Origin of the sequence: Streptomyces sp. NBC_01689, assembly GCF_036250675.1 — a bacterium.
In the GTDB taxonomy this organism is placed as follows: Bacteria; Actinomycetota; Actinomycetes; order Streptomycetales; family Streptomycetaceae; genus Streptomyces.
The window spans coordinates 6,721,744-6,748,411 of the sequence record NZ_CP109592.1 but is presented as its reverse complement, the minus strand read 5'-3'; the positions used below and the strand labels follow the sequence as shown (position 1 = coordinate 6,748,411).

Annotated in this window: 24 protein-coding genes and 1 pseudogene; 14 read left to right on the top strand and 11 right to left on the bottom strand. The window is 73.1% G+C overall.

Going from position 1 to position 26,668, the window contains the following annotated elements; genetic code table 11:
- Positions 1-8: 8 nt before the first annotated feature.
- On the bottom strand, positions 9-893 hold the full coding sequence (locus OG776_RS28800; protein ID WP_329322755.1) for a MaoC/PaaZ C-terminal domain-containing protein: 885 nt from the start codon (positions 891-893) through the stop codon (positions 9-11).
- A 411-nt stretch (positions 894-1,304) separates the two neighbouring features.
- Between OG776_RS28800 and OG776_RS28795 the strand changes: the two genes are divergently transcribed.
- From OG776_RS28795 to OG776_RS28780, 4 genes are all read left to right on the top strand, one after another.
- Positions 1,305-2,207 carry an ABC transporter ATP-binding protein gene (locus OG776_RS28795; protein ID WP_148013738.1) on the top strand — a complete coding sequence of 301 codons (903 nt, stop codon included), beginning with the start codon at positions 1,305-1,307 and terminating at the stop codon, positions 2,205-2,207.
- Positions 2,207-2,926 (top strand): ABC transporter permease, encoded by a 720-nt coding sequence (locus tag OG776_RS28790; protein ID WP_329322754.1) that lies wholly within the window; start codon positions 2,207-2,209, stop codon positions 2,924-2,926. Before OG776_RS28795 ends, OG776_RS28790 begins: the two co-directional genes overlap by 1 nt.
- Before the next feature lie 192 nt (positions 2,927-3,118).
- Entirely contained in the window at positions 3,119-4,501 is a 1,383-nt protein-coding gene (locus OG776_RS28785; protein WP_148013740.1) for a sensor histidine kinase, read from the top strand.
- Between the two features lie 67 nt (positions 4,502-4,568).
- Positions 4,569-5,201: a response regulator transcription factor gene (locus tag OG776_RS28780; RefSeq protein WP_148014123.1), complete on the top strand. Its 633-nt coding sequence runs from the start codon at positions 4,569-4,571 to the stop codon at positions 5,199-5,201.
- A 36-nt stretch (positions 5,202-5,237) separates the two neighbouring features.
- Here OG776_RS28780 and OG776_RS28775 read toward each other — a convergent pair whose 3' ends face one another.
- The 3 genes and pseudogenes from OG776_RS28775 to OG776_RS28765 form a co-directional block, all read right to left on the bottom strand.
- Complete coding sequence (locus OG776_RS28775; RefSeq protein WP_329322753.1) at positions 5,238-6,044, bottom strand: hypothetical protein; 807 nt, start codon at positions 6,042-6,044, stop codon at positions 5,238-5,240.
- A gap of 29 nt (positions 6,045-6,073) precedes the next feature.
- Positions 6,074-6,613, bottom strand: a complete 540-nt coding sequence (locus OG776_RS28770) for a SigE family RNA polymerase sigma factor (protein WP_148013742.1) — start codon at positions 6,611-6,613, stop codon at positions 6,074-6,076.
- 267 nt (positions 6,614-6,880) lie between these two features.
- Positions 6,881-8,066, bottom strand: a pseudogene (locus OG776_RS28765) (thiolase C-terminal domain-containing protein).
- A 237-nt stretch (positions 8,067-8,303) separates the two neighbouring features.
- Here OG776_RS28765 and OG776_RS28760 point away from each other — a divergent pair.
- From OG776_RS28760 to OG776_RS28740, 5 genes are all read left to right on the top strand, one after another.
- Positions 8,304-10,046, top strand: a complete 1,743-nt coding sequence (locus OG776_RS28760) for an MFS transporter (RefSeq protein WP_148013743.1) — start codon at positions 8,304-8,306, stop codon at positions 10,044-10,046.
- A gap of 530 nt (positions 10,047-10,576) precedes the next feature.
- Positions 10,577-11,227, top strand: coding sequence for a class I SAM-dependent methyltransferase (locus OG776_RS28755; RefSeq protein ID WP_148013744.1), 651 nt, complete (start codon positions 10,577-10,579; stop codon positions 11,225-11,227).
- Positions 11,228-11,249: 22 nt separating this feature from the next.
- Positions 11,250-12,239 (top strand): N-acetylmuramoyl-L-alanine amidase, encoded by a 990-nt coding sequence (locus OG776_RS28750; protein WP_329322752.1) that lies wholly within the window; start codon positions 11,250-11,252, stop codon positions 12,237-12,239.
- Between the two features lie 158 nt (positions 12,240-12,397).
- Complete coding sequence (locus OG776_RS28745; protein ID WP_148013746.1) at positions 12,398-13,252, top strand: DUF5336 domain-containing protein; 855 nt, start codon at positions 12,398-12,400, stop codon at positions 13,250-13,252.
- 115 nt (positions 13,253-13,367) lie between these two features.
- Positions 13,368-14,396 carry an LLM class F420-dependent oxidoreductase gene (locus OG776_RS28740; protein ID WP_329323778.1) on the top strand — a complete coding sequence of 343 codons (1,029 nt, stop codon included), beginning with the start codon at positions 13,368-13,370 and terminating at the stop codon, positions 14,394-14,396.
- A gap of 31 nt (positions 14,397-14,427) precedes the next feature.
- Here OG776_RS28740 and OG776_RS28735 read toward each other — a convergent pair whose 3' ends face one another.
- Complete coding sequence (locus OG776_RS28735) at positions 14,428-15,000, bottom strand: hypothetical protein (protein ID WP_148013748.1); 573 nt, start codon at positions 14,998-15,000, stop codon at positions 14,428-14,430.
- Between the two features lie 144 nt (positions 15,001-15,144).
- Between OG776_RS28735 and OG776_RS28730 the strand changes: the two genes are divergently transcribed.
- The gene (locus OG776_RS28730; RefSeq protein WP_153290868.1) at positions 15,145-15,438 is read left to right on the top strand and encodes a hypothetical protein; all 294 of its coding nucleotides are present in this window, start codon (positions 15,145-15,147) and stop codon (positions 15,436-15,438) included.
- 218 nt (positions 15,439-15,656) lie between these two features.
- Here OG776_RS28730 and OG776_RS28725 read toward each other — a convergent pair whose 3' ends face one another.
- Genes OG776_RS28725 through OG776_RS28715 form a run of 3 tightly spaced genes read right to left on the bottom strand, consistent with a single transcriptional unit; the run spans position 15,657 to position 18,972 of the window.
- A complete protein-coding gene (locus tag OG776_RS28725) occupies positions 15,657-16,724 on the bottom strand; it encodes a prenyltransferase/squalene oxidase repeat-containing protein (RefSeq protein WP_148013750.1) in 1,068 nt (355 codons plus the stop codon).
- Positions 16,721-17,467, bottom strand: a complete 747-nt coding sequence (locus OG776_RS28720; RefSeq protein WP_329322751.1) for a class I SAM-dependent methyltransferase — start codon at positions 17,465-17,467, stop codon at positions 16,721-16,723. Before OG776_RS28720 ends, OG776_RS28725 begins: the two co-directional genes overlap by 4 nt.
- Complete coding sequence (locus OG776_RS28715) at positions 17,461-18,972, bottom strand: glycosyltransferase family 4 protein (RefSeq protein WP_329322750.1); 1,512 nt, start codon at positions 18,970-18,972, stop codon at positions 17,461-17,463. Before OG776_RS28715 ends, OG776_RS28720 begins: the two co-directional genes overlap by 7 nt.
- Positions 18,973-19,198: 226 nt before the next feature.
- Here OG776_RS28715 and OG776_RS28710 point away from each other — a divergent pair, with 226 nt between their 5' ends.
- A complete protein-coding gene (locus OG776_RS28710; protein ID WP_329322749.1) occupies positions 19,199-19,846 on the top strand; it encodes a TetR family transcriptional regulator in 648 nt (215 codons plus the stop codon).
- 24 nt (positions 19,847-19,870) lie between these two features.
- Here the strand turns inward: OG776_RS28710 and OG776_RS28705 are convergent, their stop codons facing one another.
- Both OG776_RS28705 and OG776_RS28700 read right to left on the bottom strand, forming a co-directional pair.
- Positions 19,871-20,104 carry a ferredoxin gene (locus tag OG776_RS28705; RefSeq protein ID WP_148013754.1) on the bottom strand — a complete coding sequence of 78 codons (234 nt, stop codon included), beginning with the start codon at positions 20,102-20,104 and terminating at the stop codon, positions 19,871-19,873.
- 3 nt (positions 20,105-20,107) lie between these two features.
- Positions 20,108-21,565 (bottom strand): aldehyde dehydrogenase, encoded by a 1,458-nt coding sequence (locus OG776_RS28700; RefSeq protein WP_329322748.1) that lies wholly within the window; start codon positions 21,563-21,565, stop codon positions 20,108-20,110.
- Positions 21,566-21,755: 190 nt separating this feature from the next.
- Here OG776_RS28700 and OG776_RS28695 point away from each other — a divergent pair, with 190 nt between their 5' ends.
- On the top strand, positions 21,756-22,793 hold the full coding sequence (locus OG776_RS28695; protein WP_148013756.1) for an MBL fold metallo-hydrolase: 1,038 nt from the start codon (positions 21,756-21,758) through the stop codon (positions 22,791-22,793).
- Between the two features lie 107 nt (positions 22,794-22,900).
- Here OG776_RS28695 and OG776_RS28690 read toward each other — a convergent pair whose 3' ends face one another.
- Positions 22,901-23,563 (bottom strand): phosphotransferase, encoded by a 663-nt coding sequence (locus OG776_RS28690; RefSeq protein ID WP_148013757.1) that lies wholly within the window; start codon positions 23,561-23,563, stop codon positions 22,901-22,903.
- Between the two features lie 339 nt (positions 23,564-23,902).
- On the opposite strand from OG776_RS28690, the gene OG776_RS28685 reads away from it, so the two are divergent.
- Together OG776_RS28685 and OG776_RS28680 are read left to right on the top strand one after the other, a co-directional pair.
- Positions 23,903-25,180, top strand: a complete 1,278-nt coding sequence (locus OG776_RS28685) for a prenyltransferase/squalene oxidase repeat-containing protein (protein ID WP_329322747.1) — start codon at positions 23,903-23,905, stop codon at positions 25,178-25,180.
- The gene (locus tag OG776_RS28680; RefSeq protein WP_329322746.1) at positions 25,177-25,857 is read left to right on the top strand and encodes an SCO2322 family protein; all 681 of its coding nucleotides are present in this window, start codon (positions 25,177-25,179) and stop codon (positions 25,855-25,857) included. The genes OG776_RS28685 and OG776_RS28680 overlap by 4 nt, the downstream gene beginning before the upstream one ends.
- Positions 25,858-26,668: the final 811 nt, after the last annotated feature.

The following is a 26,668-nucleotide window of genomic DNA, read 5'->3' as shown; positions in this document are numbered from 1 at the left end:
GGCTGAACTCACGCGTGCTCGACGACGGTGTCGGCCAGTACCGGAGCGTCGTCCCGGTCGGCCGCGGTCACCGTCACCCGGATCCCGCCGTCCGGGGCCGGCCCGCGCCACATGCGGATGCGCAGGGTCTCGCCGGGGAACACGACACCGGCGAAGCGGGTGGTGTACGAGCGGACACGGGACACGTCGCCGCCGAGCAGCGTGTCGACGACCGCCTTGAGCGTCATGCCGTAGGTGCACAGTCCGTGCAGGATCGGCCGGTCGAAGCCGGCCAGCTTGGCGAACTCGGGGTCCGCGTGCAGCGGGTTCCAGTCTCCGGAGAGCCGGTAGAGCAGCGCCTGGTCCGGGCGGACCGGGCGCTCGACGGTCCGGTCCGGCGGCCCGTCCGGTGCGTCGAGGCGGGTGGAGGGGCCGCGCTCGCCGCCCCACCCGCCCTCTCCCCGTACGAAGATCTGGGCGTCGTTCGTCCACAGCGGTCCCCCGGCGTCCACGACCTCGGTGCGCATGACCAGGATCGCGGCCTTGCCCTTGTCGTACACGGCGGCGATCCGCCCGGTGGCCGTCGCGCGGCCCTCGGCCGGCAGGGGGCGGTGCACCACCACGCGCTGTCCGCCGTGCAGGACGCGGCTGAGGTCGACGTCGACGCCGGGCATGGACAGACCGCTGATCACACCGGGGGAGCCGGCGCCCGCGACGGTGGCGAAGCTCGGCAGGACGTGCAGGGCGGATTCGAGGGTGTATCGCAACTCGTCGGCGTCCGTGGCGGGTTGGGACTTGTCCGGGTTCGCGCCCGCCCCGATGCCGAGGTGGTAGAGCTGAACGTCCTTGCGGTCCCAGGTGATCTCACCGGTGCGGGGTTCGGCGGCGAGGGCCTGTGCGGCGTCGATGGGCATAGGGCTCCTGATCACTAGCGCGAAAGACCTCGATGCGGCCGTCCGCACCGTCGGCCGCACCGAGGTCGACACAGGGCCTCGGAACCCGCCTGTTCTAGAACGCGTTCCAGTACGGCGACCCCCTGTATAGCCCAGCACCCCAGAGTTGTGAAGGCCACTGACGCCCTGTCAGATCCCGCGGCCGGCACCGGCCGTGACATTTGTCCCGGCCGACTGCCCACAAGTGCCTCTGCCGGGCCCACCACCCCGGCTCGTAGCGTCGTTCTCATGACATCGACGACGGGGACGACACGGACGACCGGCACGGACGGGGTGACCGGCACCGCCGGCACGACCCGGACGAACCGGATGAACCGGATGAAGGGGAAGACGCCGACGACGGGGGCGGCGGGCACGAAGGGGGCGAGGCGCATGACGGGGACGGACACGGCGGTGTCCTTCGCGGGGGCCGTCAAGGCGTTCGGCGCGGTGCGCGCCGTGGACGGCGTGGATCTGGAGATGAGGCGCGGCGAGACGGTGGCGCTGCTCGGGCGCAACGGGGCGGGCAAGTCGACGACGATCTCCCTCCTGCTCGGCCTGAACGAGCCCGACGAGGGGTCGGTCTCCCTCTTCGGCGGGTCCCCGGAGCAGGCGGTGCGGGCCGGACTGGTCGGTGCCATGCTCCAGGAGGCGCGGCCGGTGTCCCGCGTCACCGTCCGCGAGCTGGTCTCCTTCGTGGCGGGCCGCTATCCGGCGCCGCTGCCGGTGGACGAGGCGCTGCGGCTGGCGGGGATCGCGGAGCTGGCGGGGCGGCGCGCCGACCGGCTCTCCGGCGGCCAGACGCAACGGGTGCGGTTCGCGGTGGCGCTCGCCGGAAATCCCGCGCTGATCGTGCTGGACGAGCCGACCGCCGCGCTGGACGTGGAGGCGCGGCAGGCGTTCTGGGCGTCGATGCGGGCGTACGCGCGGCGCGGCCACACCGTCCTGTTCTCCACGCACTACCTGGACGAGGCCGACGCGCACGCGGACCGGATCCTCGTCATCGACCGGGGGCGGATCGTCGCGGACGGCACCGGTGAGCAGCTCAAGCGTTCGGTGGGCGGCAACCTCGTCTCCTTCGACCTGGCCGGCGAGGGTACGCAGGGGCTGACCCTGCTGCCCGGCGTGGTGTCCGTGGAGGTGCGCGGGGACCGGGCGCGGCTGCGGACCGACGACTCGGACGCGACGGTGGTCGCGCTCGCCCGGCGCGGCTCGATCCGCGGCCTGGAGGTCACCCCGGCGTCCCTGGACGACGCCTTCCTCGCTCTCACCTCGACTGCTTCGGAGGCGGTGTGATGCTGGACTACCTGCGACTGGAGGTCCGCCGGACCCTGCGCGACACCGGGTTCGTGATCGGTGGCGTCGCGATGCCGGTGATGATGTACCTGCTCTTCACCAACCTCGGCGGGGACGACGACGGCGGCTGGAAGACCGGTTCGATGATCGGGATGGCCGCGTACGGCGCGGTGGGCTCGGCGCTGAACACCGGGGGCGGGGTCGCCGAGGACCGGTCGACGGGCTGGCTGCGGCAGCTGCGGGTGACGCCGATGACACCGCGCGAGGTGGTGCTGGGGCGGGCGCTGACCGGCTCGGTGACCGTGCTGCCGGCGATCGCCGCGGTGCTGACGGCGGGCGGTCTGGTCAACGGCGTACGGATGGCGGCCTGGCAGTGGGCGGAGGTCGCCCTGCTGCTCTGGCTCGGCTCCGTCCCGTTCACCCTGCTCGGCCTCGGCAACGGCTACCGGCTGACCGCGCAGACCACCGGCGTCGCGAACATGGCCTGCAACCTGGGGCTCTCGGTGGTGGGCGGGCTGTGGTTCCCGATCACGCTGTTCCCCGGCTGGCTGCAGTCGCTGTCCGTGTACACCCCGGCCAACCGCTTCGCCGAGCTCGGCCTGTCCGTCACCGACGGGCACGCCCCGGCGCCGGGCGCGGTCGCGGTGCTCATGGCCTGGCTGCTGGCCTTCGGTTCGTACGCTGTGGTCTCGTACCGCAGGGCGGGCCGGTCCGTCTGAGCCATCTCTCCGTCCGCGGGGCGGGCCGTCCGGACCGCGGCGGCCCGCCCCCTCCGGCACCGGGCCGCCGCCCGGACGCCGGTACCGGCGGGGACGCGAACGGCAACGGGAACGGGAAGACGTGGCACCGGGACGCCGGGGCGGCGGGACGGCGGGACGGGCCGACAGGATCAGGGAACGGGGAGCGCGGACATGGCGTGGACGGACAGCTCGTGGATACGAGGGCTCGTCCGCCGGACGAGGACGTGGCGGGAGTCACGGCGGCGGTGGAGGGCGGAGATGGCGGGTTTCAAGGCGGCGCGGCGTGCCGCGGACAGGAGCGGGCAGCCGCTGCCGGAGAATCCCGGTCCGCCGCCGACCGGGTTCACCCTGCTGCCCTGGCTGCTGCTGGGCATGGGCGCCTTCTCCAACCTGTTCCAGGGCACGACCGCGAACCCCTGGATCGGCGCGATCGGCCTGCTCACCTTCAACTCCCTGTACATCTACGTCGCGTTCCGCGCCTTCGTGAAGGTGACGCGCGAGGCCCGCTCCACACGGCTGGCGCTCGCCGCGTTGGCGGTGCTGACCTGCGGCCTCGCCATCGGCTACGGCGGCAACTGGCTGCTGTTCTTCCCGCTGTTGGGTCTGGCGACGGGAGCGACCCTGCGCGGCCGCTGGCTCGGCCGGACGGGCATCGGCCTCGCCGCGGTGGCGGGCGGTGTCTCCGGCTTCCAGGAGGGCTGGGACGCGATCAACATCGCGTACGGCACCTTCCTGTCCACGATGGTCACGGCGGCGATCCTGTCCCTCTCCGAGGCGGTACGGGAGCTGCGGGCGGCCCGTGAGGAGCTCGCCCGGCGCGCCGTCGAGAAGGAACGGCTGCGCTTCTCGCGGGACCTGCACGACCTGCTCGGTCACACGCTCTCCGTGATCGTGGTGAAGTCGGAGGCGGCCCGCCGGCTGGCGCCCCGCGACCTGGAGTCGGCCCTGGTGCAGATCACGGACATCGAGTCGGTCGGGCGCCAAGCCCTCACGGAGATCCGCGAGGCGGTCACGGGCTACCGCGAGGGCAGCCTCGCCACCGAGCTGGACCGGGCCCGCTCCGCGCTGTCCGCGGTGGGCGTCGACCCGGTCGTACGGCAGTCGGGGCCGCCCCTCGTGCCGCGGTCCGAGGCGCTGCTGGGGTGGGTGCTGCGCGAGGCGGTCACCAACGTCGTCCGGCACAGCGGTGCGACCCGCTGCGAGATCGTCGTCGCCGGCACACGGGACCGGGTCCGTCTGGAGGTCGCGGACGACGGGGACGGTCTGGTCTCCCCGCCGTCGGTGCCGGGTGTCGGCGGGACCGGTCTGAAGGGGCTGACCGAACGCCTGGCGGCGGCCGGCGGCTCGCTGCGGGCCGGCCCGTCCCCGCGCGGCGGTTTCACCGTCACCGCCGAACTCCCCGTGGAAGGCGAACTCCCGGTGGAGGGCGAACTCCCCACGGGGGACGGCCTCTCCGCGGCGGCCGCCGACGTGAAGGGGGAACGTCCGACGGAGGTCCCGCCCGCCGTGGACCCGGCGGGCGGGCCGCTGTCCAAGGCGCCCAGGGTGCCGTGACCCCTCTCTCACCTCGCCCGTCCGGGACACGGCGCCTTCGCGGGCCTACGCTGGGCCCGTGGACGAGATGCCCCGGGATCAGCGGCCGGTGAAGTGTGTGCGGGTCCTGCTCGCCGAGGACCAGGGAATGATGCGCGGCGCGCTCGCCCTGCTGCTCGGCATGGAAGACGATCTGGAGGTGGTCGCGCAGGTCGGGACGGGCGACGCGATCGTGGACGCGGTGCTGCTGCACCGCCCGGACGTGGCCCTGCTGGACATCGAACTGCCCGGCATGAGCGGTCTGGACGCGGCCGCCGAACTGCGCCGACAGGCCCCGGACTGCCGGGTGTTGATCCTCACCACGTTCGGCCGGCCCGGATATCTGCGGCGCGCGATGGAAGCGGGCGCCGCGGGGTTCCTGGTCAAGGACGGACCCGTGGAGGAACTGGCCGCGGCGATCCGCCGGGTGCTGACCGGCGAGCGGGTCATCGACCCGGCGCTGGCCGCGGCCGCGCTGAGCGCCGGGCCCAGTCCGCTCACCGCCCGCGAGTGCGACGTGCTGAAGGCCTCGGTGGACGGCGCCACCGTCGCCGACATCGCGGGCCGGCTCCACCTCTCCGAGTCCACGGTCCGCAACTACCTGTCCTCCGCCATCGGCAAGACCGGCACCCGCAACCGTATGGAGGCGATGCGGGAGGCCCGTCAGCAGGGATGGCTCTGACCGGCGCCCGCCCGCGTCGCCACGCGGCTGCCGCCGCTACCTCGTCACCGCCGCCGCTCTGAAGGTCCTGCCCTCCGGTCCCAGGCAGACGAACCAGTCGGACGGCGAACCTTCCGCCGGACGGATCAGGTCCTCGAAGTCCCCGGCGATGCCCGTACCCGGGGCGGGCCGGTACGCCGTGGTCGTCGTGGTGTCGTCCCAGGTGCAGGTGACCTCCTGGGCGGTCGTGGAGACCCGGCCGATCACGAGCCGTTCGCCGGACCCCCTCGGCGTCGTCCTCCTGATCTCCAGCGGCAGCGCGGCGGACCACACCTCCCGGCCCGACAGGGTGCCGCGCCTGTCGAACACCCCCCGCACCTCGGTCGACGTCCTGCCGTCCACGGTCAGCCGCACGAAGTACGCGCTCCTGCCGACGAGTCCGGCGGCGGTCGGCGGCTCCACCCCCGGATTCCCGAACCCGGCCCCGGCCATGGCGTCCAGCTGGCGCTGCGCCTCCGTCCGGTCGCGGGGCGCTCCCCACACGGAGACGACCACCTTCCACTTCCTGCCGTGGTCGGTTCCCCTGGCCAGGTCGCTGCTCCGCGGCGCGTACAGATGCCGTGCGTCGCGCACCGGCGGGCGCGTCGCGGCCGGCGCGACCCGCTTCGCGCCGTCGTCCGCCGTCCCGGCCAGCGCCAGCGTCCCCGTCGAGCCGGCGACCACCAGCGCCGCGGTCGCGGCCATCATCCAGCGGCGGGCCCTGCGGCGCCGGCCGCCGCGGACGACCGCCTGGCACGGGGCCGGGCCGATCGTCACCTCGTCCGCCGCCGTGGCCAGCAGCACGGCGATGTCCCCGTGCGTCATGCCGTGATCCGTCTCCCGGTCCGCGTTCATCACTTCCGCCCTCCGTACGCCACCATGTCGGCCAGTCCAGGTACGGCGCGGAGCTTCGCGATCCCCTTCGCCGCGTTGCTCTTCACCGCGCCCACCGAGCAGCCCATCGCCTCCGCCACCGTCGCCTCGCTCAGGTCCTCCCAGTACCGCAGGACCACCGCCTCGCGCTGGCGGGGCGGCAGTTGGGCGAGGGCCGCCAGCAGGGCACCGCGGTCGTCGGCCTGGGCCATCCGGTCGGCGCCCTCGGGAACCTCGTGCCGGAGGCCCGAATCGTCCTTCGGCGCCAGGAACTCCTTGAGCCGCCGTCGGTGTCTGCGGGCATGCGCGTTGATCATCACGCGCCGTACGTACGCGTCGGGGTCGTCGGCCGTGCCGACCCTGCGCCAGGCCACGTAGACCCGTTCCAGCGTCGACTGGACCAGGTCCTCGGCCGCGTACTGCTCCCCCGTGAGGAGGAACGCCGTACGCAGCAGCCGCGGCCAGCGGCCCACGACAAAACCCCGGAACTCCTCGTCACGCGTGTGTTTCCGATCCCCCATGGGCACCTCCTCGATGTTCAAAGGAGTCCATGAGGGCCGGATCGCGTTGCCTCACCGGCCGAAGATCCTCCGCGGCAGTCCCGGCGGAATCGACGGGATCGGCGGAATCGACGGGATCCGTCCCGGGTCACCGGCCCCCGGTGTCACACCGTACGAGGGAACGGCGCGCAGCCCTCGGCAGGGGGCCCGCCCGGTCCGGGCGGCGGCCGTCCTTCCCGGACGGGGCGGTCACGACGGCCCGGTCACCGGGAACGCCGAGGGTCCGGTTCAGGTGCGGGCGGCGCCCCGCAGCAGCGTGACCACGGCCGCCCCGCCGAGCCCGATGTTGTGCGCGAGGCCGACCCGCGCGCCCGCCACCTGACGCTCACCGGCCTCGCCGCGCAACTGCTGGACCAGCTCGACCACCTGGGCGATCCCGGTCGCCCCCAGCGGGTGCCCCTTCGAGATCAGACCGCCGGACGGGTTCACCACCCACCGTCCCCCGTAGGTGGTGGCCCCCGATTCGACGAGCTTGCCGGACTCCCCCGCGCCGCACATGCCGAGCGCCTCGTACGTCAGCAGTTCGTTGATCGAGAAGCAGTCGTGCAGTTCGACGACGTCCACGTCGTGGATGCCGAGCCCCGCACGCTCGTAGACCTGCCGCGCGGCCTCCCTGGACACGGGCTGTCCCACGACGTCGATGCACGAACCGGAGGCGAAGGACTCCTTCGTGTCCGTGGTCATCGCCTGCGCGACGATCTCCACCGCCCGGCCGGCCGGCCCACGTTCCTCGGCGAACCGCTCGGACACGACGACGGCCGCCGCGGCTCCGTCCGAGGTGGGTGAGCACTGGAGCTTCGTCAGCGGCCTGTGCACGACCCGGGAGGCGAGGATCTCGTCGACCCCGTACACGTCCCGGAACCGGGCGTACGGATTGTGGGCCGAGTGCCGGTGGTTCTTGGCGCCGACGGCGGCGAGCTGCGCCTCGGTGGTCCCGTACCTCTCCATGTGCTCGCGGGCCGCCGCACCGAAGATCTGCGCGGTGGGCGGGGACGCTCGAAGCCGTGCCGGGCGGCCATGATCCCGTAGTGCCGGGCCACCGGGGAGGCCGCGAGGTCCCCGCCGCCCAGCGCGCCGCGCTTCATCTTCTCGAACCCCAGCGCGAGGACGCAGTCCGAGATCCCGCCCTCGACGAACTGCCGCGCCGGCATCAGCGCGCTCGCCCCGGTGGCGCAGTTGTTGTCGACGTTGTATACGGGGACGCCGGTCAGACCGAGTTCGTACACGGCCCGCTGCCCCGCGGTGGAGGGCTGGAGGCAGTGGCCGACGGGCACCGCCGGACGTCGGAGTACGCGATCCCCGCGTCCGCAAGGGCGCGCGTGCCCGCCTCCTTCGCCAGGTCCCAGTACGGCCGGTCCCCGGTCTCGGGCTTCTCGAAACGGGTCATCCCGACCCCGACGACGTACGCCTTCACGGCACTTCCCGGCCTCACGGTGCGCGCCAGACTAGAACACGTTCTACTGAGACGCCAGGTCTGACGGCCGTTCAGATCCTCACGAGAAGGTCAAGTTTTCGTTAGTACGCCGAAGCATCGGAATAGTTGCCCCGGCGCACCGGGTTCACCTTGCACGTATCCGCACCGACTCCCGCACGGATTCCCGCACGGATCGTTCGCTCCCCCTCTCCTCTCCCGGCCTGGAGGCCTCACGCAATGACGCACACGACGACCCCACAGCCCGCCCGGAGGACCAGCGCCGCGGTCGTGCCGGTGCTGGCCTTCGCGGGCATCGTTGTCGCGGTGATGCAGACCCTGCTCGTCCCGGTCATCAAGGACCTGCCGAAGCTGCTGGGCACCGCCCCCAGCAACGCCACCTGGGTCCTGACCTCGACGCTGCTCGCGGGAGCCGTCGCCACCCCGATCATGGGCCGGCTCGGCGACCTCTACGGCAAGCGGCGCATGCTGCTCATGAGCCTGTCCGTCATGGTCGTCGGCTCGCTGATCGCCGGGTTCACCAGCGACCTGCTCGTGATGATCGCCGGCCGCGCGCTGCAGGGCTTCGCCATGGGCGCGATCCCGCTCGGCATCGGACTGATGCGCGACATGCTGCCCCGCGAGAAGCTCGGCTCGGCGATGGCCCTGATGAGCTCCTCGATCGGCGTCGGCGGCGGTCTCGCCCTGCCGCTCGCGGCCCTGGTCGCGCAGCACGCCGACTGGCACTCCCTGTTCTTCCTCTCGGCCGGACTCGGCGTCGTCTCGATCGTGCTGACCCTCGTCGCCGTGCCGGAGTCCCCGATGCGCGCCAAGGGCACCTTCGACGTACTGGGCGCGATAGGTCTGTCCGCGGGGCTCGTCCTCTTCCTTCTGCCGATCACCAAGGGCAGCGACTGGGGCTGGACCTCGGGCACCACGCTCGGCCTGTTCGGCGCGTCGGCCGTCGTGCTCGTGCTGTGGGGCGTGATGGAGCTGCGCGTGCAGGCGCCGCTGGTCGACCTGCGCACCACGGCCCGGCGCTCGGTGCTCTTCACCAACCTCGCCTCGATCATGGTCGGTGTCTCCTTCTACGTCGTCTCCCTCGTCCTGCCGCAGCTCCTCCAGCTGCCGACGGCCACCGGCTACGGCCTCGGCCAGTCGATGGTGGTCGCGGGTCTGTGCGTGGCGCCGCTCGGCCTGACGATGATGTTCACGGCGCCGGTCTACGCCCGGATCTCCGCCAAGTACGGCCCCAAGGTCACGCTGATCATCGGCATGCTGATCATCGGGATCGGGTACGGCGCCGGGCTCGGCCTGATGAGTGCCGCCTGGCAGACCATCGTGATCGCGGTCATCCTCGGCGCGGGTATCGGCCTCGCCTACTCCTCGCTGCCCGCGCTGATCGTCGGTTCCGTCCCGGCCTCGGAGACGGGTGCGGCCAACGGCCTCAACACCTTGATGCGCTCGATCGGCACGTCGGTGTCCAGCGCCGTCATCGGCATGGTGCTGGCGAACACGGCCGCCGATGCCGGGGGTGGCGTCGCGCTCCCGACCATGCACGGCTTCCGGCTCTCCTTCCTGATCGCGACGTGTGCGGTGGCGATCGGTCTGGTCATGGCCCTCTTCCTGCCCCGTCAGCGGCAGGCCACCAAGCCGCAGCTGCGTGCCAGCAGCGCGGAGGACGCCGCGCTGGAGCGGGCCCAGGAGATCCTCGGCGGCTTCCGCGGCCGGGTCCTGGACACCGACGGCGCGCCCGTCGCCCGTGCCAAGGTCACCCTGATCGACCGGCGCGGCCGCCAGGCGGGCGCCACGCTCTCCGGGGAGGACGGCAGCTACGCGCTGGCCGTGCCCGCCGAGGGCGCGTACGTCCTCGCGGCGAGGGCCGCGGGCCACGGTCCGCTCGCCTCGTCGGCGACCCACTCCGGCGACGACCGTCCGGTCGACCTGGACCTGGCGCTGCCGGCGGAGACCGTCCCCGCGTAGGCCCTGCCGGGCGGTTCCGAGGGGGGCGTTCCTGGGAGTGGGGTACCTGGGGGTGCGCCGTTCGTGAGGGTGCGGTGTGTGGGGGGCGGCGCCCCTTGAGTTCCGTCTTCGTTCGGCCGGCGTCCCCGGGGGTTGCTGTCCCTGGGGGCTGCCGCTCCCGGACCCCCGCTTCGGCCTGGACGGCCTCGTCCTCAAGCGCCGGACGGGCTGATGATGCGGGCCCGCGGCCCAGGCGCGACCCGGTCGGCTCACCCGACGGACAGGCCGAAGGTGCGGGCCCCGGGCCAAGGAGCGCGACCCGGTCGGCTCAGCCGACGGACAGGGCGAGGATGTGGGCCCGGGCCAGGGCGCGGGCCCGAACGGCTCGCACGACGGACAGGCCGCGGGTGGGGGCCCGCGTCGGGAGCCGCTCCCAGGTCACTCCCGCCGTCGCCCCCGACCCCCCGTCACCCCCCGCCACCGTCGTGGTGCAGCATGGGGCGCTCACGGGCCTCTGAGGACAAGAGGGGCCGGCAGCGACTGGAGGACCCATGCCCGCGGTACCCGAGCCGGAGATTCTCGCCGCCTTCGAGGCCGCCAAGGGGTTCATGCCCGTCGAGGAGGGGCTCGCGCTGTACGGCGCCGCCGCCGAGGCGGCTCGGCTCGGGCTGCCTCTCCTGGAGGTCGGGACCTACTGCGGGCGCTCCACCATCCTGCTGGCCGACGCGGCGCGCGCGGCCGGGGTGACGGCGATCACCGTCGACCACCACCGGGGCAGCGAGGAGCAGCAGCCCGGGTGGGAGTACCACGACCCGTCCACGGTCGACCCCGAGATCGGCCGGATGGACACCCTGCCCACCTTCCGCCGTACCCTGCACCGGGCGGGCCTGGAGGAGCACGTGGTCGCGGTCGTCGGCCGCTCCCCGCAGATCGCCGCGTTCTGGGGGACGCCGCTCGGGCTCGTCTTCATCGACGGCGGTCACACGGACGAGCACGCGTCCGCCGACTACGAGGGCTGGGCCCCCCATGTGGCGGACGGCGGGCTGCTGTTGATCCACGACGTGTTCCCCGAGCCGGCCGACGAGTTCACCGGCCAGGCCCCCTACCGGGTCTATCTCCGGGCGCTGGGGTCGGGGGCGTTCGAGGAGATCTCGGTCACCGACTCGCTGCGCGTCCTGCGCCGAACCGGAGCAGGGATCTGAGGGCCCGGTTAGAGTCGCAGACGTGTCGTACGTAGGCCCTGACTTCGATCCTCCCCAGCCGCGCCGCCCCCGGCGCGGGCCGATGACCGTGGCGCTCGCCGCGCTGGTGCCGGGCGCGCTGGTGGGATGGCTGGTGTGGCAGGCGGTGGGTGACCCCGGCGGTCCCTCCGGGGCCGCCGGGACCTCGTCCGCCTCCCCGGTGTCCCCGTCCGCGGGGGCCACCGGCTCCGGGACACCGTCGGTGTCCGGGACGGACGGCGGGCAGCGCCGGAGCCCGTCCCCGTCCGGGTCCGCCACCCGTTCCGGGCCCTCCACCGCGGGCGGGGCCGCCGGTTCCGGCCCGCTCGCCGGCAAGGTCGTGGTCATCGATCCCGGACACAACCCGGGCAACTCCGAGCACACGGCGGAGATCAACCGCAAGGTGGACATCGGCACGAACTCCAAGGAGTGCGACACCACCGGCACGTCGACCAACGCGGGTTACGCCGAAGCCCGGTTCACCCTCGACGTCGCCCGCCGGATGCGCACGCTCCTCCAACAGGAGGGTGCCACGGTGAAGTTCACCCAGGACGGCGACCGCCCCTGGGGCCCGTGCGTCGACGAGCGGGCCCGGATCGGCAACGACGCGCACGCCGACGCGGTCGTCTCCGTCCACGCGGACGGCTCCGCTGCGGGCAACCGCGGCTTCCACGTCATCCTCCCCGCGTCCGTCCACTCGGGCGACGCCGACACCCGGCCCATCGTCGGCCCGTCGCGCGATCTGGCGGAGCGCATCGCGGGCAACTTCGTCCGCGCCACCGGAAGCGCGCCCTCCAACTACATCGGCGGCGGTACCGGACTGGACGTCCGCGGTGACCTCGGCGGTCTCAATCTGTCAACGGTTCCGAAGGTGTTCATCGAGTGCGGCAACATGCGCGATAGCAAGGACGCGGCGCTGCTGACCAGCGGCGCGTGGCGGCAGAAGGCGGCGCGTGGGATCTCTGAGGGAATCGTGAGCTTCCTGCGCGGGTAGTGACCGGCACGTCACACCCTCCGGACGTCCCGATCGTACGGACGATAGTGTCGCCCGTACGATGTGGGGCCACCCCCGCGCTTCACACCAGGGCCTGACGGCGCCATGGTGTCAGCGACGCCTCCACCGACGACGAGACGACTGACGAAGGACCTGAAGTGAATATCCGCTCCCTCACTCGAGGCGACGGCGTGGTGATCGGAGCAGCGGTGTTGCTGTTCATCGCGTCGTTCCTCGCCCTCTTTTCGCTCGACAGCGTCAGCATCGGCGCGCAGACGATCAGATACGACAGTCCCAGTGGCTGGGCGAGCGGCCCCTTCCTGCTGAGCGTGATCCTGGCCGGCCTCGCGGGTGCCGGCCTGGTCGTCGCCTCCCGCGTCCTGCCGCGGATGCCGAAGGTCGCCGGACTGGACCTCGCCCCGTTCGGAGTGGCCCTCACCGTCTTCGCCGCGTGGAGCGCGCTCGGGAACGTCTTCGACCCGGCGGGCGGTGTCAACAACATCGGCAGCGGCGGGGACAGCGGCGTGAGCGCGGGCGTCGGCCTGATCCTCTCCCTCGTCGCGACGCTGGTCATGGCCGCCGCCGCGATCGCCACCCCGCTCGTTCCCGCGCTCCAGGTCGGCCTCGTGCCCGCCCCGAAGCCCGCCGCCCCGCAGCCCTACGGCGGTCAGCCGCAGGGCGGTTACGGGTACCCGGGCGCCCAGCAGCCCGGCCAGCCCTACGCCGGCCAGCCGCAGCCGTCGTTCGGCGGACAGCCCGGTCAGCCCGGTCAGCCGCTGCAGGCACCGGTCCCGCAGCCGCAGCTGCCCGCCGGGGACTTCTCGCCGTTCTGGTTCGCCGTCCCGGTGCCGCGTCCGCTCTTCTCGGAGGACGGTTCGCCGGCGCCGATCGCCGAGCTCGCGCCGGGCACCTGGTACCTGGCCGTGGAGCAGCGCGGCCAGCACCTGGTGGCGCAGACGCAGGACGGCCGCCGCGGCGTGCTGCAGGACGTCTCGGGCATCCAGCGCGGCTGATCCGCCCGCCCGCCCGCGGCCCCTCGCCCTTTTCGGGCGGGGGGCCGTTGCCGTACAGTCACCTGACGGTTGCACAGAACTGACGATGCGTCAGAACATGGCGCCTGGAGGGGACATGCGGCTCGGCCTCGCACTCGGTTACTGGGGGCGCGGCCCCTCCGCGGACCATCTGCCGCTCGCGCTGGAGGCGGAGCGGCTCGGCTACCACTCGGTGTGGACGGCCGAGTCCTGGGGTTCGGACGCCTTCACCCCGCTGACCTGGATCGCGGCGCAGACCACCCGTATCCGCCTCGGCACGGCGGTCGCCCAGATGGCCGCCCGCTCCCCTACCACGACCGCGATGCACGCGCTCACCCTGGACCACCTCTCGGGCGGGCGGATGATGCTCGGCCTCGGTCTGTCGGGGCCGCAGGTGGTGGAGGGCTGGTACGGACGCCCCTTCCCGAAGTCCCCGCTCACCGCGACACGGGAGTACGTGGACGTCGTACGCCAGGTCCTCAGACGCGAGGGGCCCGTGCGCCTCGACGGACGCTTCCACTCCCTGCCGTACGGCGGTGCCGACGGCACGGGGCTCGGCAAGGCGCTGCGCCCGATCACCCATCCCCTCCGTGCGGACCTGCCCGTCCTGCTGGGCGCCGAGGGGCCGAAGAACATCGCGCAGACGACCCGGATCGCGGACGGCTGGCTGCCGTTGTACTGGTCGCCCACCCGCCCGCAGGCCTACGAGGCGGCCCTGGCGGAGCCGGGTGACGCCCGCGCGGGAGCGGACCCGTTCGTCGTCGCGCCCATGGCCCAGGTCCGGGTCTGCGACGACGTCGCCGAAGGCCTGCTGCCCGTCAAGGCGATGCTCGGCTTCTACATCGGCGGGATGGGGCACTCGGCACGCAACTTCCACGCGGACCTGATGGCCCGCATGGGCTACGAGGAGGAGGCCCGGCTCATCCAGGAGCTGTTCCTCGCCGGACGCCGCCAGGAGGCGGTGCTGGCCGTGCCGGACGCCTTCGCCGACGAGATCTCGCTGGTCGGTCCGCGTGAGCGGATCGCCGAACGGCTCGACCTGTGGCGCAAGGGCCCGGTGACGGACCTGCTGGCGCTGTCACCGGACCCTCACTCGCTCCGCGTGCTGGCGGATCTGAACCACTAGGCCGCGTCCGCTCCCGTCGCCGGGAGCGGACTCATCCGCCGGTCAGCTGGGAGGTCGACGGCACCTTGTCCGTGACCTTGGCGCCCGCGCTCTTACCGGCGTCCTTGACCTGGTTGATGATGTCGTCGAAGGAACCCGCCGTGTCATCGGTCGACTTGCCCTTGCGGAGCTTGGCGGGCAGGCTCTTGAGGGCCTCGATGCCCGCGGTCAGCGGAGCGACCGCCTTGGACAGCGTCGGGTCGCCCTTGGCGTTCCGGCTCGCCGCCTTGAGCCTGTTGTAGGCGAAGGCGCCCGCGACGCCCGCCTTGATGAGGGCGAGCTTGCGTCCCTTCACGCCCTTCTTGAACTTTCCGGCCTTCCACGGCTTCACGATCCACTGGTAGGTGGCGCCGGCCGCGAGGCTGGCGTTGGCCACGAAGCGGGTCTTCGACAGCCTCTGCTTCTCGGCAGTGGTACTCGGGGACGGAGTCGCGGCCACCGCCGCCGCGACGGCCGCGGTGTCCTTGGTGGCACTGCTGCCGCTGCTGGAACAGGCGGTGGCACCGGCGACCAGAGCACAGGAAAGAGTGAGCGCCACGATGAGGCGCCGTATCGATACAGGCACGGGGTCCTCCGGGGTGGGGGAACGGTTCTCCTCGGATGGGGGAGAACACGTCTCTTACAGCAGACTCACCCGCCACGGCGCGTTACGCCACTTGGGCGAAACCCGTACGGGTTTCAACCCTGGATCCGCGGCAACCCGGACGGCATGTCCCCTCGATATCGCAACGGCTCCAACCAGGCGGGCACGGTCATCGCGATCGTCGCCGACGTGATGGCCCTCATCCTGGGCCTGTGGATCCTCATGTACCTGCTGGACGCGAACCGGGCCAACGACCTGGTCCAGTTCGTCCACAACCTGGCGAGCTGGCTCGCGGGCTGGTCCCGTGACCTGTTCACCTTCGACGAGGCGTGGGCGCGCGTCGTCGCGGGCTACGGTCTCGCCGCCGTCGTATACCTCTTCATCGGCCACGCCATCGCCAATCGCATGCACCGCCACTGAGCCGGTCCCGCACCTCGGCGCCCCTGGCCCGTCCCGGGCCAGGGTCCCGACGGGCCGGGCCGCTTCCGGCCCGCGGATCCGGCCGGAGGCGGCGACCACGGAACAGGCCGGCGGTCACGGCCGCCGTGGCCCTCCGGCCGGACCCGGTGACGGGACGCGGGGCGGGACCCGCCGCACCGGCCTGGGCCTGGCGGTCGGGGTCCGGGGCGGGACAGCCCTCAGCAGCACTCCGCGTCGAGGCCCCGCGGCAGGCGTTCGCCGCCGAAGACGGCGCAGGTCGGCTCGTCGCCGCCCAGCGCGGCGACCGCCAGCAGGAGGGAACCCGCCGTCCAGGTGGTCAGCTCCTCGGGCCAGATCGCCCGCGCGTCGAACACGTAGCCCGTCCAGTACAGGCCGGTCCCCGGATCGCGCAGGTGCTGGATGGACTGCAGGATCTCCAGAGCACGGTCGGACTCGCCCACGGCCCACAGCGCCAGGGCGAGTTCGGCCGACTCGCCGCCGGTCACCCACGGGTTGGGAACCACACAGCGCACGCCGAGCCCGGGCACGACGAAGCGCTCCCAGCCCTCCGCTATCCGGGACTCGGCCTCGGCGCCGGTCAGCGCGCCGCCGAGCACCGGGTAGTACCAGTCCATCGAGTAGCGGTCCTTGTCGAGGAACCGTTCGGGGTGCCTGCGGATCGCGTGCCGCAGCAGGCCGAGCGCCAACTCCCAGTCGGGCTGCGGCTCCTCGCGCTGCTCGGCGACGGCGAGCGCGCAGCGCAGCGCGTGGTGGATGGACGAACTCCCGGTCAGCAGTGCCTCGTCGGTCGCCGTCCCGTCGTCCTCGCGCTTCCAGCCGATCTGGCCGCCGGGCTGCTGGAGCCGCAGCACGAACTCCACGGCCGCGTAGACCGCGGGCCACATCCGGTCCAGGAAGGTGTCGTCGCCGGTGGCCAGGTAGTGGTGCCAGACACCCACCGCGATGTACGCGCAGAAGTTGGTCTCCCGGCCGCGGTCGGTGACGTCCTCGAAGTCCCCGTCCGCGTAGGCCGCGTACCAGGAACCGTCCGGGTTCTGGTGCCGGGCCAGCCAGTCGTAGGCCCGCTCGGCCGCCTCGTGCTCGCCCGCCGCGTCCAGTGCCATGGCCGCCTCGGTGTGGTCCCACGGGTCGAGGTGGTGACCGCGGAACCACGGTATGGCGCCGTCCGGACGCTGCGCCCCGAGGATCGCGCGCACCGTGGCGGTGGCCTCCTCGGCGGTGAGCACCCCGGGCAGGACGAGGTGCTCCGTGCGGGGTGTGGTCACGAAGCGTCCACCGCGGTGGCGTTGACGGGCAGGTGCGGCTTGGTCGCGTACGCCACGAAGCTCTTGCCGATCAGCGGGTTCAGCGCGTTCTCCGCGACCCGGGTGGCGAGCGGCTTCTTCATGATGTCCCAGACCAGGAGCTTGTGGTACGCCCGCACGGGCAGCGCCTTGTCGTTGTCGACGCCGAACGCGCACTTCAGCCACCAGTAGGGGCTGTGCAGGGCGTGGGCGTGATGGGTGCCGTACGGCTTCAGCCCGGCCTCCTTCATCCTGCCCAGCAGCTCGTCCGCCCGGTAGATGCGGATGTGACCGCCCTCGACCTCGTGGTACGCGTCGGACAGCGCCCAGCAGACCTTCTCGGGCCCGTAGCGCGGGACGGTGATCGCGATCCGGCCGCCGGGCTTGAGCACCCGGACCATCTCGGCGAGGACGCCCTTGTCGTCGGGGATGTGCTCCATCACCTCGGAGATGATCACGACGTCGAACGACTCGTCGGGGAAGGGGAGTAGGAGCGCGTCGCCCTCCATGGCGGTGGCCGTGGCCCCCTCGGGCGCCTCACCCGCCTCCTTCATCGCCGCGAACCACTTGGCGACCTCGCGGATCTCCTCGCCGTTCTGGTCCAGCGCGACGACCTGTGCGCCGCGCCGGTAGCACTCGAACGCGTGCCGGCCGGCACCGCAGCCGAGGTCCAGCACGCGGTCGCCCGGGGCGAGCGGGAACCGGGAGAAGTCGACGGTCAGCACGTGGCCCTGCTTTCGCGATTGGATACGACAACGTCAGCCGCGTCACCCGCGACGCCCGCGGGGGCGGCACCGGGAGTCACGGGGAGGCCGGGGACCGCGGAGGCGCCGGACTCCGGGGCCCGGTCCGCGGCGGAGCCGGCGCGGACGGCGGCCGGGGGCGTGGCGGGCACGGTGGCCGGGGCGGCGCGGCGGGAGGCGGCACCGGCGGTCCGGGCCACGGCCTCGCGGTAGTGGGCGACCGTGCCCTGCGCGGCGCGCGCCCAGGTGAAGTGTTCCAGGACCCGCGCGCGCCCGGCGGAGCCGAGCCGCGCGCGCATCTCCGGGTCGCCCAGGAGCCGGCTCAGGCCCGCGGCCAGTGCCCCGGCGTCGCCGGGCGGCACCGCGAGGCAGGTCTCGCCGTCGGGGCCGGCGACCTCCGGGATCGCTCCGCCGGTGGTGGCCACCAGCGGCGTGCCCGTGGCCATGGCCTCGGCGGCGGGCAGCGAGAACCCCTCGTACAGGGAGGGCACGCAGGCGACCTCGGCGGACCGTACGAGGTCGACGAGTTCCGCGTCCGAGATGCCCTTGACGAACTCGACGGCGCGTTCCAGGCCGTACCGCTCGATGGCCTGGGCGACGGGCCCGTCCTCGGCGCGCTTGCCGACGACGACGAGGTGGGCGCCGGGGTGCTCGGTCCGGACCTTGGCGAGCGCCTCGACGAGATGGACGAGGCCCTTGAGCGGGACGTCCGCGCTGGAGGTGGTGACGATCCGGCCCGGCACCTGCGGCACGGCCGGGTCGGGCGAGAAGAGGTCGGTGTCGGCGCCGATGTGCACGACGTGGATGCGGTCCCGGGTGACGCCGAGGTGGTCGACGATCTCCTGGCGCGAGGTGCCGGAGACGGTGAGAACGGACGGCAGCCGGCGCGCGACGCGCTTCTGCATCCGGGTGAAGGCGTACCAGCGGCGCACGGACGCGCGGCGGCGGCGCCCCTCGGCGGCGTCCAGGTCCAGCCGCCGGTCGACGGTGATGGGGTGGTGGATCGTGGTGACCAGGGGGGCGCCCACGTCTCCCAGCAGCCCGTAGCCGAGCGTCTGGTTGTCGTGCACGACGTCGAACTCGCCCCGCCGGGACCGCAGATGACGGCGGGCGCGTAGCGAGAAGGTCAGCGGCTCGGGGAAGCCCCCGGTCCACATGGTGCCGACCTCCAGGGCGTCGATCCAGTCGCGGAACTCCTCGCGCGCCGGGGTGCGGAAGGGGTCCGGCTGGCGGTAGAGGTCGAGGCTGGGCAGCTCGGTGAGACGCAGACCGGGGAGGCCTTCGTCCAGCACGGGGTACGGCTGGGAGCCGATGACCTCGACCCGGTGGCCGAGGCGGGCGAGTTCACGTGAGAGGTGCCGTACGTACACGCCCTGACCGCCGCAGAACGGGTTCCCCTTGTACGTCAGGAGCGCGATGCGCAACGGTCCGTCGCCGTCGATGGCCGCGCCCGCTCCGGGGCCCGCCTCCATGGCCTCAGCGGTCACTTACGGCCCCCTTCTCCCTGCACATTCCCGCGAGATTACGCCGGGACGCTAATCTAGAACAAGTTTCAGACTTGATCGTTCGAGGAGCACTGAATCTACCGGCAGGTAGGGCTTCTGTGAGAAGTGGATCAGGTGATCCGCGCCACGACGGAGGCGTTCCGGCCCACGGATGTGTTCTGCCATGCTGTCTGATCGCTCCTCCAGCTGAACCCACGGAACGGGACCCATGCCTGCGGAAGTCAAGGTGGAAGCCAAGTCCGCGCAGTTCGCCTCTCCCCCGCTCACCGAGCGGCAGGAAGCACGCCGTCGCCGGATCCTGCACGCGAGCGCGCAGTTGGCCGGCCGGGGCGGTTTCGACGCGGTGCAGATGCGTGAGGTCGCGGAGTCGTCGCAGGTCGCCCTGGGCACGCTCTACCGCTACTTCCCCTCGAAGGTCCATCTGCTGGTGGCCACGATGCAGGACCAGTTGGACCACATGCACGGCACCCTGAGGAAGAAGCCGCCGGCGGGCGAGACGGCGGCGGAGCGGGTCGCCGAGACGCTGATGCGGGCCTTCCGCGCCCTGCAGCGCGAACCGCACCTCGCCGACGCCATGGTCCGCGCGCTGACCTTCGCGGACCGCAGCGTGAGCCCCGAGGTCGACCAGGTGTCCCGGCAGACCACGGCGATCATCCTGGACGCCATGGGCCTGGACGACCCGAGTCCCGCGCAGCTCTCCGCGGTCCGCGTCATCGAGCACACCTGGCACTCGGCCCTGATCACCTGGCTCTCCGGCCGCGCCTCGATCGCCCAGGTCAAGATCGACATCGAGACGGTGTGCCGTCTCATCGACCTGACGGACCCGGGCGAGACGGGCCGCGGCGGGAAGGCGTGACGGACCGGGCGGCCCGTTCCCCGTTCACTCCTCGGGCGGGAACACCGGCTCCCCGCTGCCCGGCAACGTGATCATGATGGCCTCCACGGGACAGCCCTCCGCCGCCCCGAGGATCCCCTCGTTGGCGTCGGTCTCGGGTTCGACGGGATGGGACTGCATGGCGGAGTCGAGGCGGAAGGCCTCCGGGACGAGGTGGACGCACTGGGCGGAGCCGATGCACAGCGAGCGGTCGACCTCGATGTTCCAGCGGTCGCCCATGCCCTACGCCTCCCAGCCCGCGGGCAGGTGGATCATCTTGTGCTCCAGGAACTCGCCGTAGCCCTCGCGCCCGAACTCCCGTCCCAGGCCTGAGTTCTTGTAGCCGCCGAACGGACCGAGCATGTCGAGGCTGAAGGTGTTGACGGAGTAGGTGCCGGTGCGGACCCGGCGCGCGACGTCGACGCCGTGGGCGACGTCCGCCGTCCAGACGCTGCCGCTCAGCCCGTACTCGGAGTCGTTGGCGATCTTCACGGCCTCGGTCTCGTCGCCGTACGGGAGCAGGCAGATCACCGGTCCGAAGATCTCCTCGCGGGCGATCCGCATCGAGTTGTCCACGTCGCCGAAGAGGGTGGGCTCGACGTACCAGCCGCGGTCCATGCCGTGCGGACGGCCGCCGCCCGTGAGGACCTTGGCGCCCTCCTCCTGGCCGATGCGGATGTAGTCGAGGCTGCGGCGCTGCTGCCGCTCGGCGACCAGGGGGCCCACCTGGGTCGCCGGGTCCAGCGGGTCGCCGACCACCAGGGCGCCGGCCGCCGCGGCGAAGGCGTCCGCGAACTCGTCGTAGCGCGAGCGCGGTACGAGGATGCGGGTCTGGGCGACGCAGGCCTGGCCGTTGTTCATCCAGGCCGCCTGGACGATCCCGGGCACGGCCGTGGCGAGGTCCGCGTCCGGCAGCACGACCGCCGCCGACTTGCCGCCCAGTTCGAGCGTCACGCGGGTGAGGTTGCGCGAGGCGACCTCCATCACCCGCCGGCCGGCCGCGACCGACCCGGTGAAGGAGACCTTGTCGACACCGGGATGCCCGACCAGGTACTCGCTCACCTCGCGGTCGGCCGGCAGGATGGACAGGACGCCCTCGGGCAGTCCGGCCTCCCGCGCGATCTCGCCCAGCAGGTAGGCGTCCAGGGGCGATTCGGGGGACGGCTTCAGCACGACCGTACAGCCGGTGAGCAGGGCGGGCGCGAGTTTGGCGGCCGCCACGAACTGCGGGACGTTCCAGGGGACGACGGCCGCGACGACCCCCACCGGCTCGCGCCGGACGAGGATCCTGCCGAGGACCCCGTCCCGCGTCTCCTCGTACGTGAAGCCGCGCGCCACCGTGAGCGCCGCGTCCCAGACCATCATCGCGCCGAGCGCCTGCGCGAGGACGCTCCAGGAGTACGGGGAGCCGTTCTCGGAGGAGATGACGCGGGCGATCTCCTCGTGGCGGGCGCCGATCGCGTCCTTGATCCGGGTGACGACGGCGATCCGTTCGGCGGGGCTCATCCGGGGCCAGGGGCCCTCGTCGAAGGCACGCCGCGCGACGGCGACGGCCCGGTCGACGTCCTCGGCCGACGCGTGCGGGACCCGTCCGATGACCTCCTCCGTGTGCGGCGAGATCACCTCGATGACTCCGGCGCCCAGGGGATCCGTCAACTCCCCGCCTATGAACAGCTGTCCGTGTTCCACGAGCTCGGTCATGACCGACCGCCTCCCCGGGGGGCGTTCTCCGACACTGCCGACTTCTGACGCTTCATCAGATACGAGAACTGATACCAGTTACGGTCGGAGGAGTCCACGGGCCGGGGTCAACGGCACGACAGTTGGTTCGAGCACCCATTGGAATGCGTTCTAGTTATAGTGACGGCAGGACGGCGATTGGTGGGGGCCCATGACGCAGGTGACCGATCACGGCGGGGGCGTACGGTCGCTCGCGGTCCCCATACCCGACAACCCCCTCGGCACCACGCTGGTCCACGTCGTCGACACCGACCGGGGCCCGGTACTGATCGACACCGGCTGGGACGACCCGGACTCCTGGGAGGTCCTCACCGCCGGACTCGCCGCCTGCGGCATTCCGGTCGCCGAGGTGCACGGCGTGGTCATCACCCACCATCACCCCGACCACCACGGCCTGTCGGGCAAGGTGCGGGACGCGTCCGGGGCGTGGATCGCGATGCACGCGCTGGACACCGAGATCGTACGGCGGACCCGGGAGCACAAGGCCGAACGCTGGTTCGCGTACATGGCCGACAAACTCGAGGCCTGCGGCGCGCCCGAGGAGCACGTGGCGCTGCTGCGCGCGGCGCGCACGGCCCGGCGCTCGGGCGGCCTGCCCCAGTTCGCCCCCGCACTCCCCGACCGCGAGATCGTCCCCGGTGAACTGCTCGACCTGGCCGGGCGCCGGCTGCGCGCGATCTGGACCCCGGGCCACACACCCGGCCACGTCTGCCTGCATCTGGAGGAGGCGCACCCGGCCGGACTGCCGGGCCACGGACGCCTGTTCTCCGGCGACCACCTGCTGCCCCGGATCACCCCGCACATCGGCCTGTACGAGGATCCGGACGACGCCACCGTCGCCGATCCGCTCGGGGACTACCTGGACTCCCTGGAGCGCGTCGGACGCCTCGGCCCCGCCGAGGTGCTCCCCGCCCACCAGCACGCCTTCACCGACGCACCGGGCCGGGTGAGGGAGCTGCTCACTCACCACGAGGAGCGCCTCACCGGTCTGCTCACCCTGCTGGCGACCCCGCTCACCGCCTGGCAGCTCGCCGAACGCATGGAGTGGAACCGGCCCTGGGAGCAGATCCCCTTCGGCTCCCGGAACATCGCCGTCTCGGAGGCCGAGGCCCACGTCCGCCGACTGGTGAAACTCGGCCGCGCCGAGGCGGTGCCCGGCAGCGGCCCGGTGACCTACGTGGCGGTCTGAGCCGCCCGGCGCGATCCGCCGTACGCACCCGGCGGGACGGCCGCCGGGACGGGACGCCGGGACGGGACGCTCGACCGCCGCGCCGGGCGGGCGGGCCCGCGGAAGCCCTAGAAGGCCTGCGAACGGACCAGTTCCTCCGCGTCACCGAGGAGTTGGACCTCCCGCACGCTCATCGTCGGGTTGGCGGCCCGCCGTCGCACGGCCTCGGTGAGCCCGTCCCGGGTCACGTGGTCCGCGTTCGCGTCGAGCATCGCGGCCAGCGTCTCCGCGGCCACCCCGGCCCGCGTCCCGCCGCCGACGGCGACCTGCGCGAGGATCACCGCGGACATGGCCCAGTCCAGGCCGGGCGGGCCCTCCTCGGTGTCGGTCCAGTCGATGACCTTCGGTCCGTCGGGGGTGAGCATCACGTTGTCGGGATGCAGGTCCAGGTGCAGCACCCGGACCGCGGGGTCGGCGGAGAGCCGCGCGGGCACGGCGTGCAGCCGGCGCAGCAGCCGGGCGAGGGTGAGTCCGGCCTCCTCCGCGGAGAAGAGCCCGGCGCCGAACGCCTCCAGCATGGTGGGCCCCGTCAGCCGTTCCATCACCAGGTCGCCGCGGGTCGCCGCCCGCACCGCCGGCACCGGATAGCCGTGCCGGCGTACGTGTTCCATCACGGTGGCCTCGGCCGTCGCGTCGCCCCGGCCCTCCCGGTCGCGCCGCAGCACCCATGCCTCGTCGACCTCGTAGACGTCCGCCGAACGCCCCGAGCCGAGCAGTCTCCCCGTCCGCATGAGGTGAACCTAGCCGGTCGTGACCGCGGGCCCACAGGCGGCGCCGGGGCGATTCCTACGGGCCGGTACAGTGAACGCGTCGTCATCGCGCCCGTACGGGAGGAAGCCGGTACACATCCGGCGCCGGTCCCGCCCCCGAGCCCTCGGCCCGTCCGAGCGGGGAGCCCCCGATCCGTGATCCGCCCCCCGTCGGCGGCGCGCCGGATCGTCGCGCCCGGGCCGTGGACGACTCGTGCCATCGGCAGCCCGCCGGTGGCCGGCACCGTCGAGGCATACGGAGCCGGAGCCGCTCGGGGCCAAGCCTGTGCCCGGCGCTGCCCCGGCCCCGCAGGGAGAGTCATGAGCGTTCGCCGCACCGCCGCGGTACTGGCAGCCACCGTCGTGATCGGTACGGCCCTCGTCCCGGCCGCGGTGGCCGACGGCTCCTCCCCGTCCCCCACCGCGCCCCCGGCGACCCCCTCCGGCCTCTTCGGCCGCTCCGACCCCACCTACGACGGCGTGTGGCGGCAGTCCCTCGCCCTGCTCGCGCAGCACACGGTCGGCGAGCGGCCCGCGGCCGAGGCCGTCGACTGGCTGGCCGGGCAGCAGTGCGCGAACGGCGCGTTCGCCGCGTTCCGCGCCGACGCCACGGCCGCGTGCGACGCCAAGACCATGGTCGACACCAACAGCACCGCCGCCGCCGTCCAGGCCCTCGCCGCGCTCGGCGGGCACGACACCGGGACGCGCAAGGCGGTCGGCTGGCTCACGTCCGTACAGAACAAGGACGGTGGCTGGGGTTACACGGCGGGCGGCGCGAGCGACGCGAACTCCACGTCGGTGGTGGTCGGAGCGCTGGCCGCGGCCGGCCGGAACCCCGCGGAGGTGCGCTCCGGACAGGGCGGGTCGCCGTACGACGCGCTGGTGAAGCTCTCCGTCGGGTGCGACGGCGAGGGCAGCGACGCGGGCGGCTTCGCGTACCAGCCGGACAAGCGGGGCGCCCTGGCCGCCAACGCGGACGCCACGGCCGCGGCGGTGCTCGGATCCCTCGGCAAGGGACTCGCGGCCACGGCCGGAAAGGCCCTCCCGCACGGCTACACCTGCGAGAAGGCGGACACCCCCACCCCTGGGCAGGCCGCCGACAACGGCGCCTTCCACCTCGCACGGCTGCTGCACGACACCCCGTACCTGAAGTCGGCGCTTCCCGGCGCCAAGGACCGGCCCGACTACGGCAACACCGCGGACGCGGTCGTCGCGCTGGCCGCGCAGGGCGGGATCGCGGAGGCGAAGAAGCCCCTCGCCTGGCTGGAGAAGAACTCCGGGCCCTGGGCGGCGACCTCCGGCCCGGCCGCGTACGCGCAGCTGATCCTCGCCGCGCACGCCACCGGCACGGACCCGCGCGCGTTCGGCGGCACCGACCTGGTCGCGCGGCTCGGCGCGACGGGTCCGGCGGTCCAGGCGTCCGGCTCGGAGGCCTCCGCCGGCACGAAGAAGAACGACCAGGAGAACGAGAACCACAAGAAGGACAAGAAGGACGGCGGCAAGGGCGTCGGCGTCTGGTGGATCATCGGGGTGGGTCTCGTCGGCGGCATCGGCATCGGCTTCCTGATCAGCGGACGTTCGAAGAAGCAGCAGCCGTGAGCCGGCGCCGCGCGACGGCCCCGGCCCTGCTCCTCACCCCGCTGCTGCTGGCCTCGCTGCTCCTCGCCCCGCTGCTGCTGGTCCTCGCGGTGGCGGGGCAGGCCGAGGCCGTCGGTTACCGCTACTGGTCCTTCTGGGACCGGACCGGCGGCACCTGGACGTACGCGACCCAGGGCCCGTCGACCGCGCGGCCGTCCGACGGAGACGTCGAGGGCTTCCGTTTCGCGGTGAGCGCGGACTCTCAGGACGCCACGAAGCCGCGCGGGGCCGCGGACTTCACGGCCGTCTGCCACGGGACCGAGGCCCGGCACGGCACCAAGAGGGTGGCTCTGGTCCTCGACTTCGGCACGGCGGCCGACGCTCCCTCCGGCGAGACGCCTCCGGCGCCGCGCACGGTCTGCGCCAGGATTCCCTCCGACGCGACCACGGCGGACGCCCTGGCCTCGGTGGCCAAGCCCCTCCGTTACGACACCAACGCCCTGCTGTGCGCGATCGCGGGCTACCCGCGCACCGGCTGCGGCGAGCAGGTGTCGGCCCCGCACGAGTCGACGGCATCCGCCCGCCCGCGGTCCGGGGCGCCCCACCACGGCCCCTCCGCGGGCCTGCTGGCGGGTGTCGCCGCGGTGGCCCTGCTGGGCGCGGCCGCGATCTGGCAGGCCCGCCGCCGCCGGGGCTGAACGACGATGACGACAGACGACGAGGAACCGGGGACAGCGGCGGAGGACCGGCAGGTCACCCGCCGACAGCCCACGGCACCGGCCACGCGGGCGGAAACCCCGCCCCGTCACCGCCCGGCCGCGCCGCCCGCACGCACGGCGGCGTCCGACCCCGCCGCGCCCTCGGCCCCGGCCACACCTTCGGCACCGGCTGGGGCATCCGCACCCTCGGCAGCCCCGGCACCCTCCGCGCTGTCCGACCCCGCCGGACCTTTGGCACCCTCGGCCCCGTCCGCCCCTGCCGCATCCTCGACACCGTCCGCCCCTGCCGCATCCTCGACACCGTCCGCCCCTGCAGCATGCTCCACACCGTCCGACCCCGCCGCACCCTCGGCACCGACCGGCCCCGCGGCACCCTCAGTACCCTCAGCACCTTCAGCGCCCTCAGCACCCTCAGCACCCTCAGCACCCTCAGCACCCTCAGCACCCTCAGCACCAGCCGACCCAGCCGCATCCGCCGCCCTCGGCACACCCCCGGCATCAGACGCACCCGGCGCACCACCGACACCCACCACCCCTGTCCTACCGAAGGCACCACCCGTCCCGTGCGTAACACCGGCGGGCGAAGCGGAACCGGAAGCGGAATCGCTCGTCCCCACCGCTCGGGCCGTGCCGTCCGCACCGCTCACCCTCGGCGCACCGGTCGTCCCCGCCGTGTCCGCGCCCCGGCCCGCGCCGCCCGGGGCCGCCCCGGGCCCGGCCCGTGAACCGGGCGCAGCCGTCGCTCCCCTCCCCCCGGCCGCTCCCGCCACGGCCGACCTACCCGGCGCCC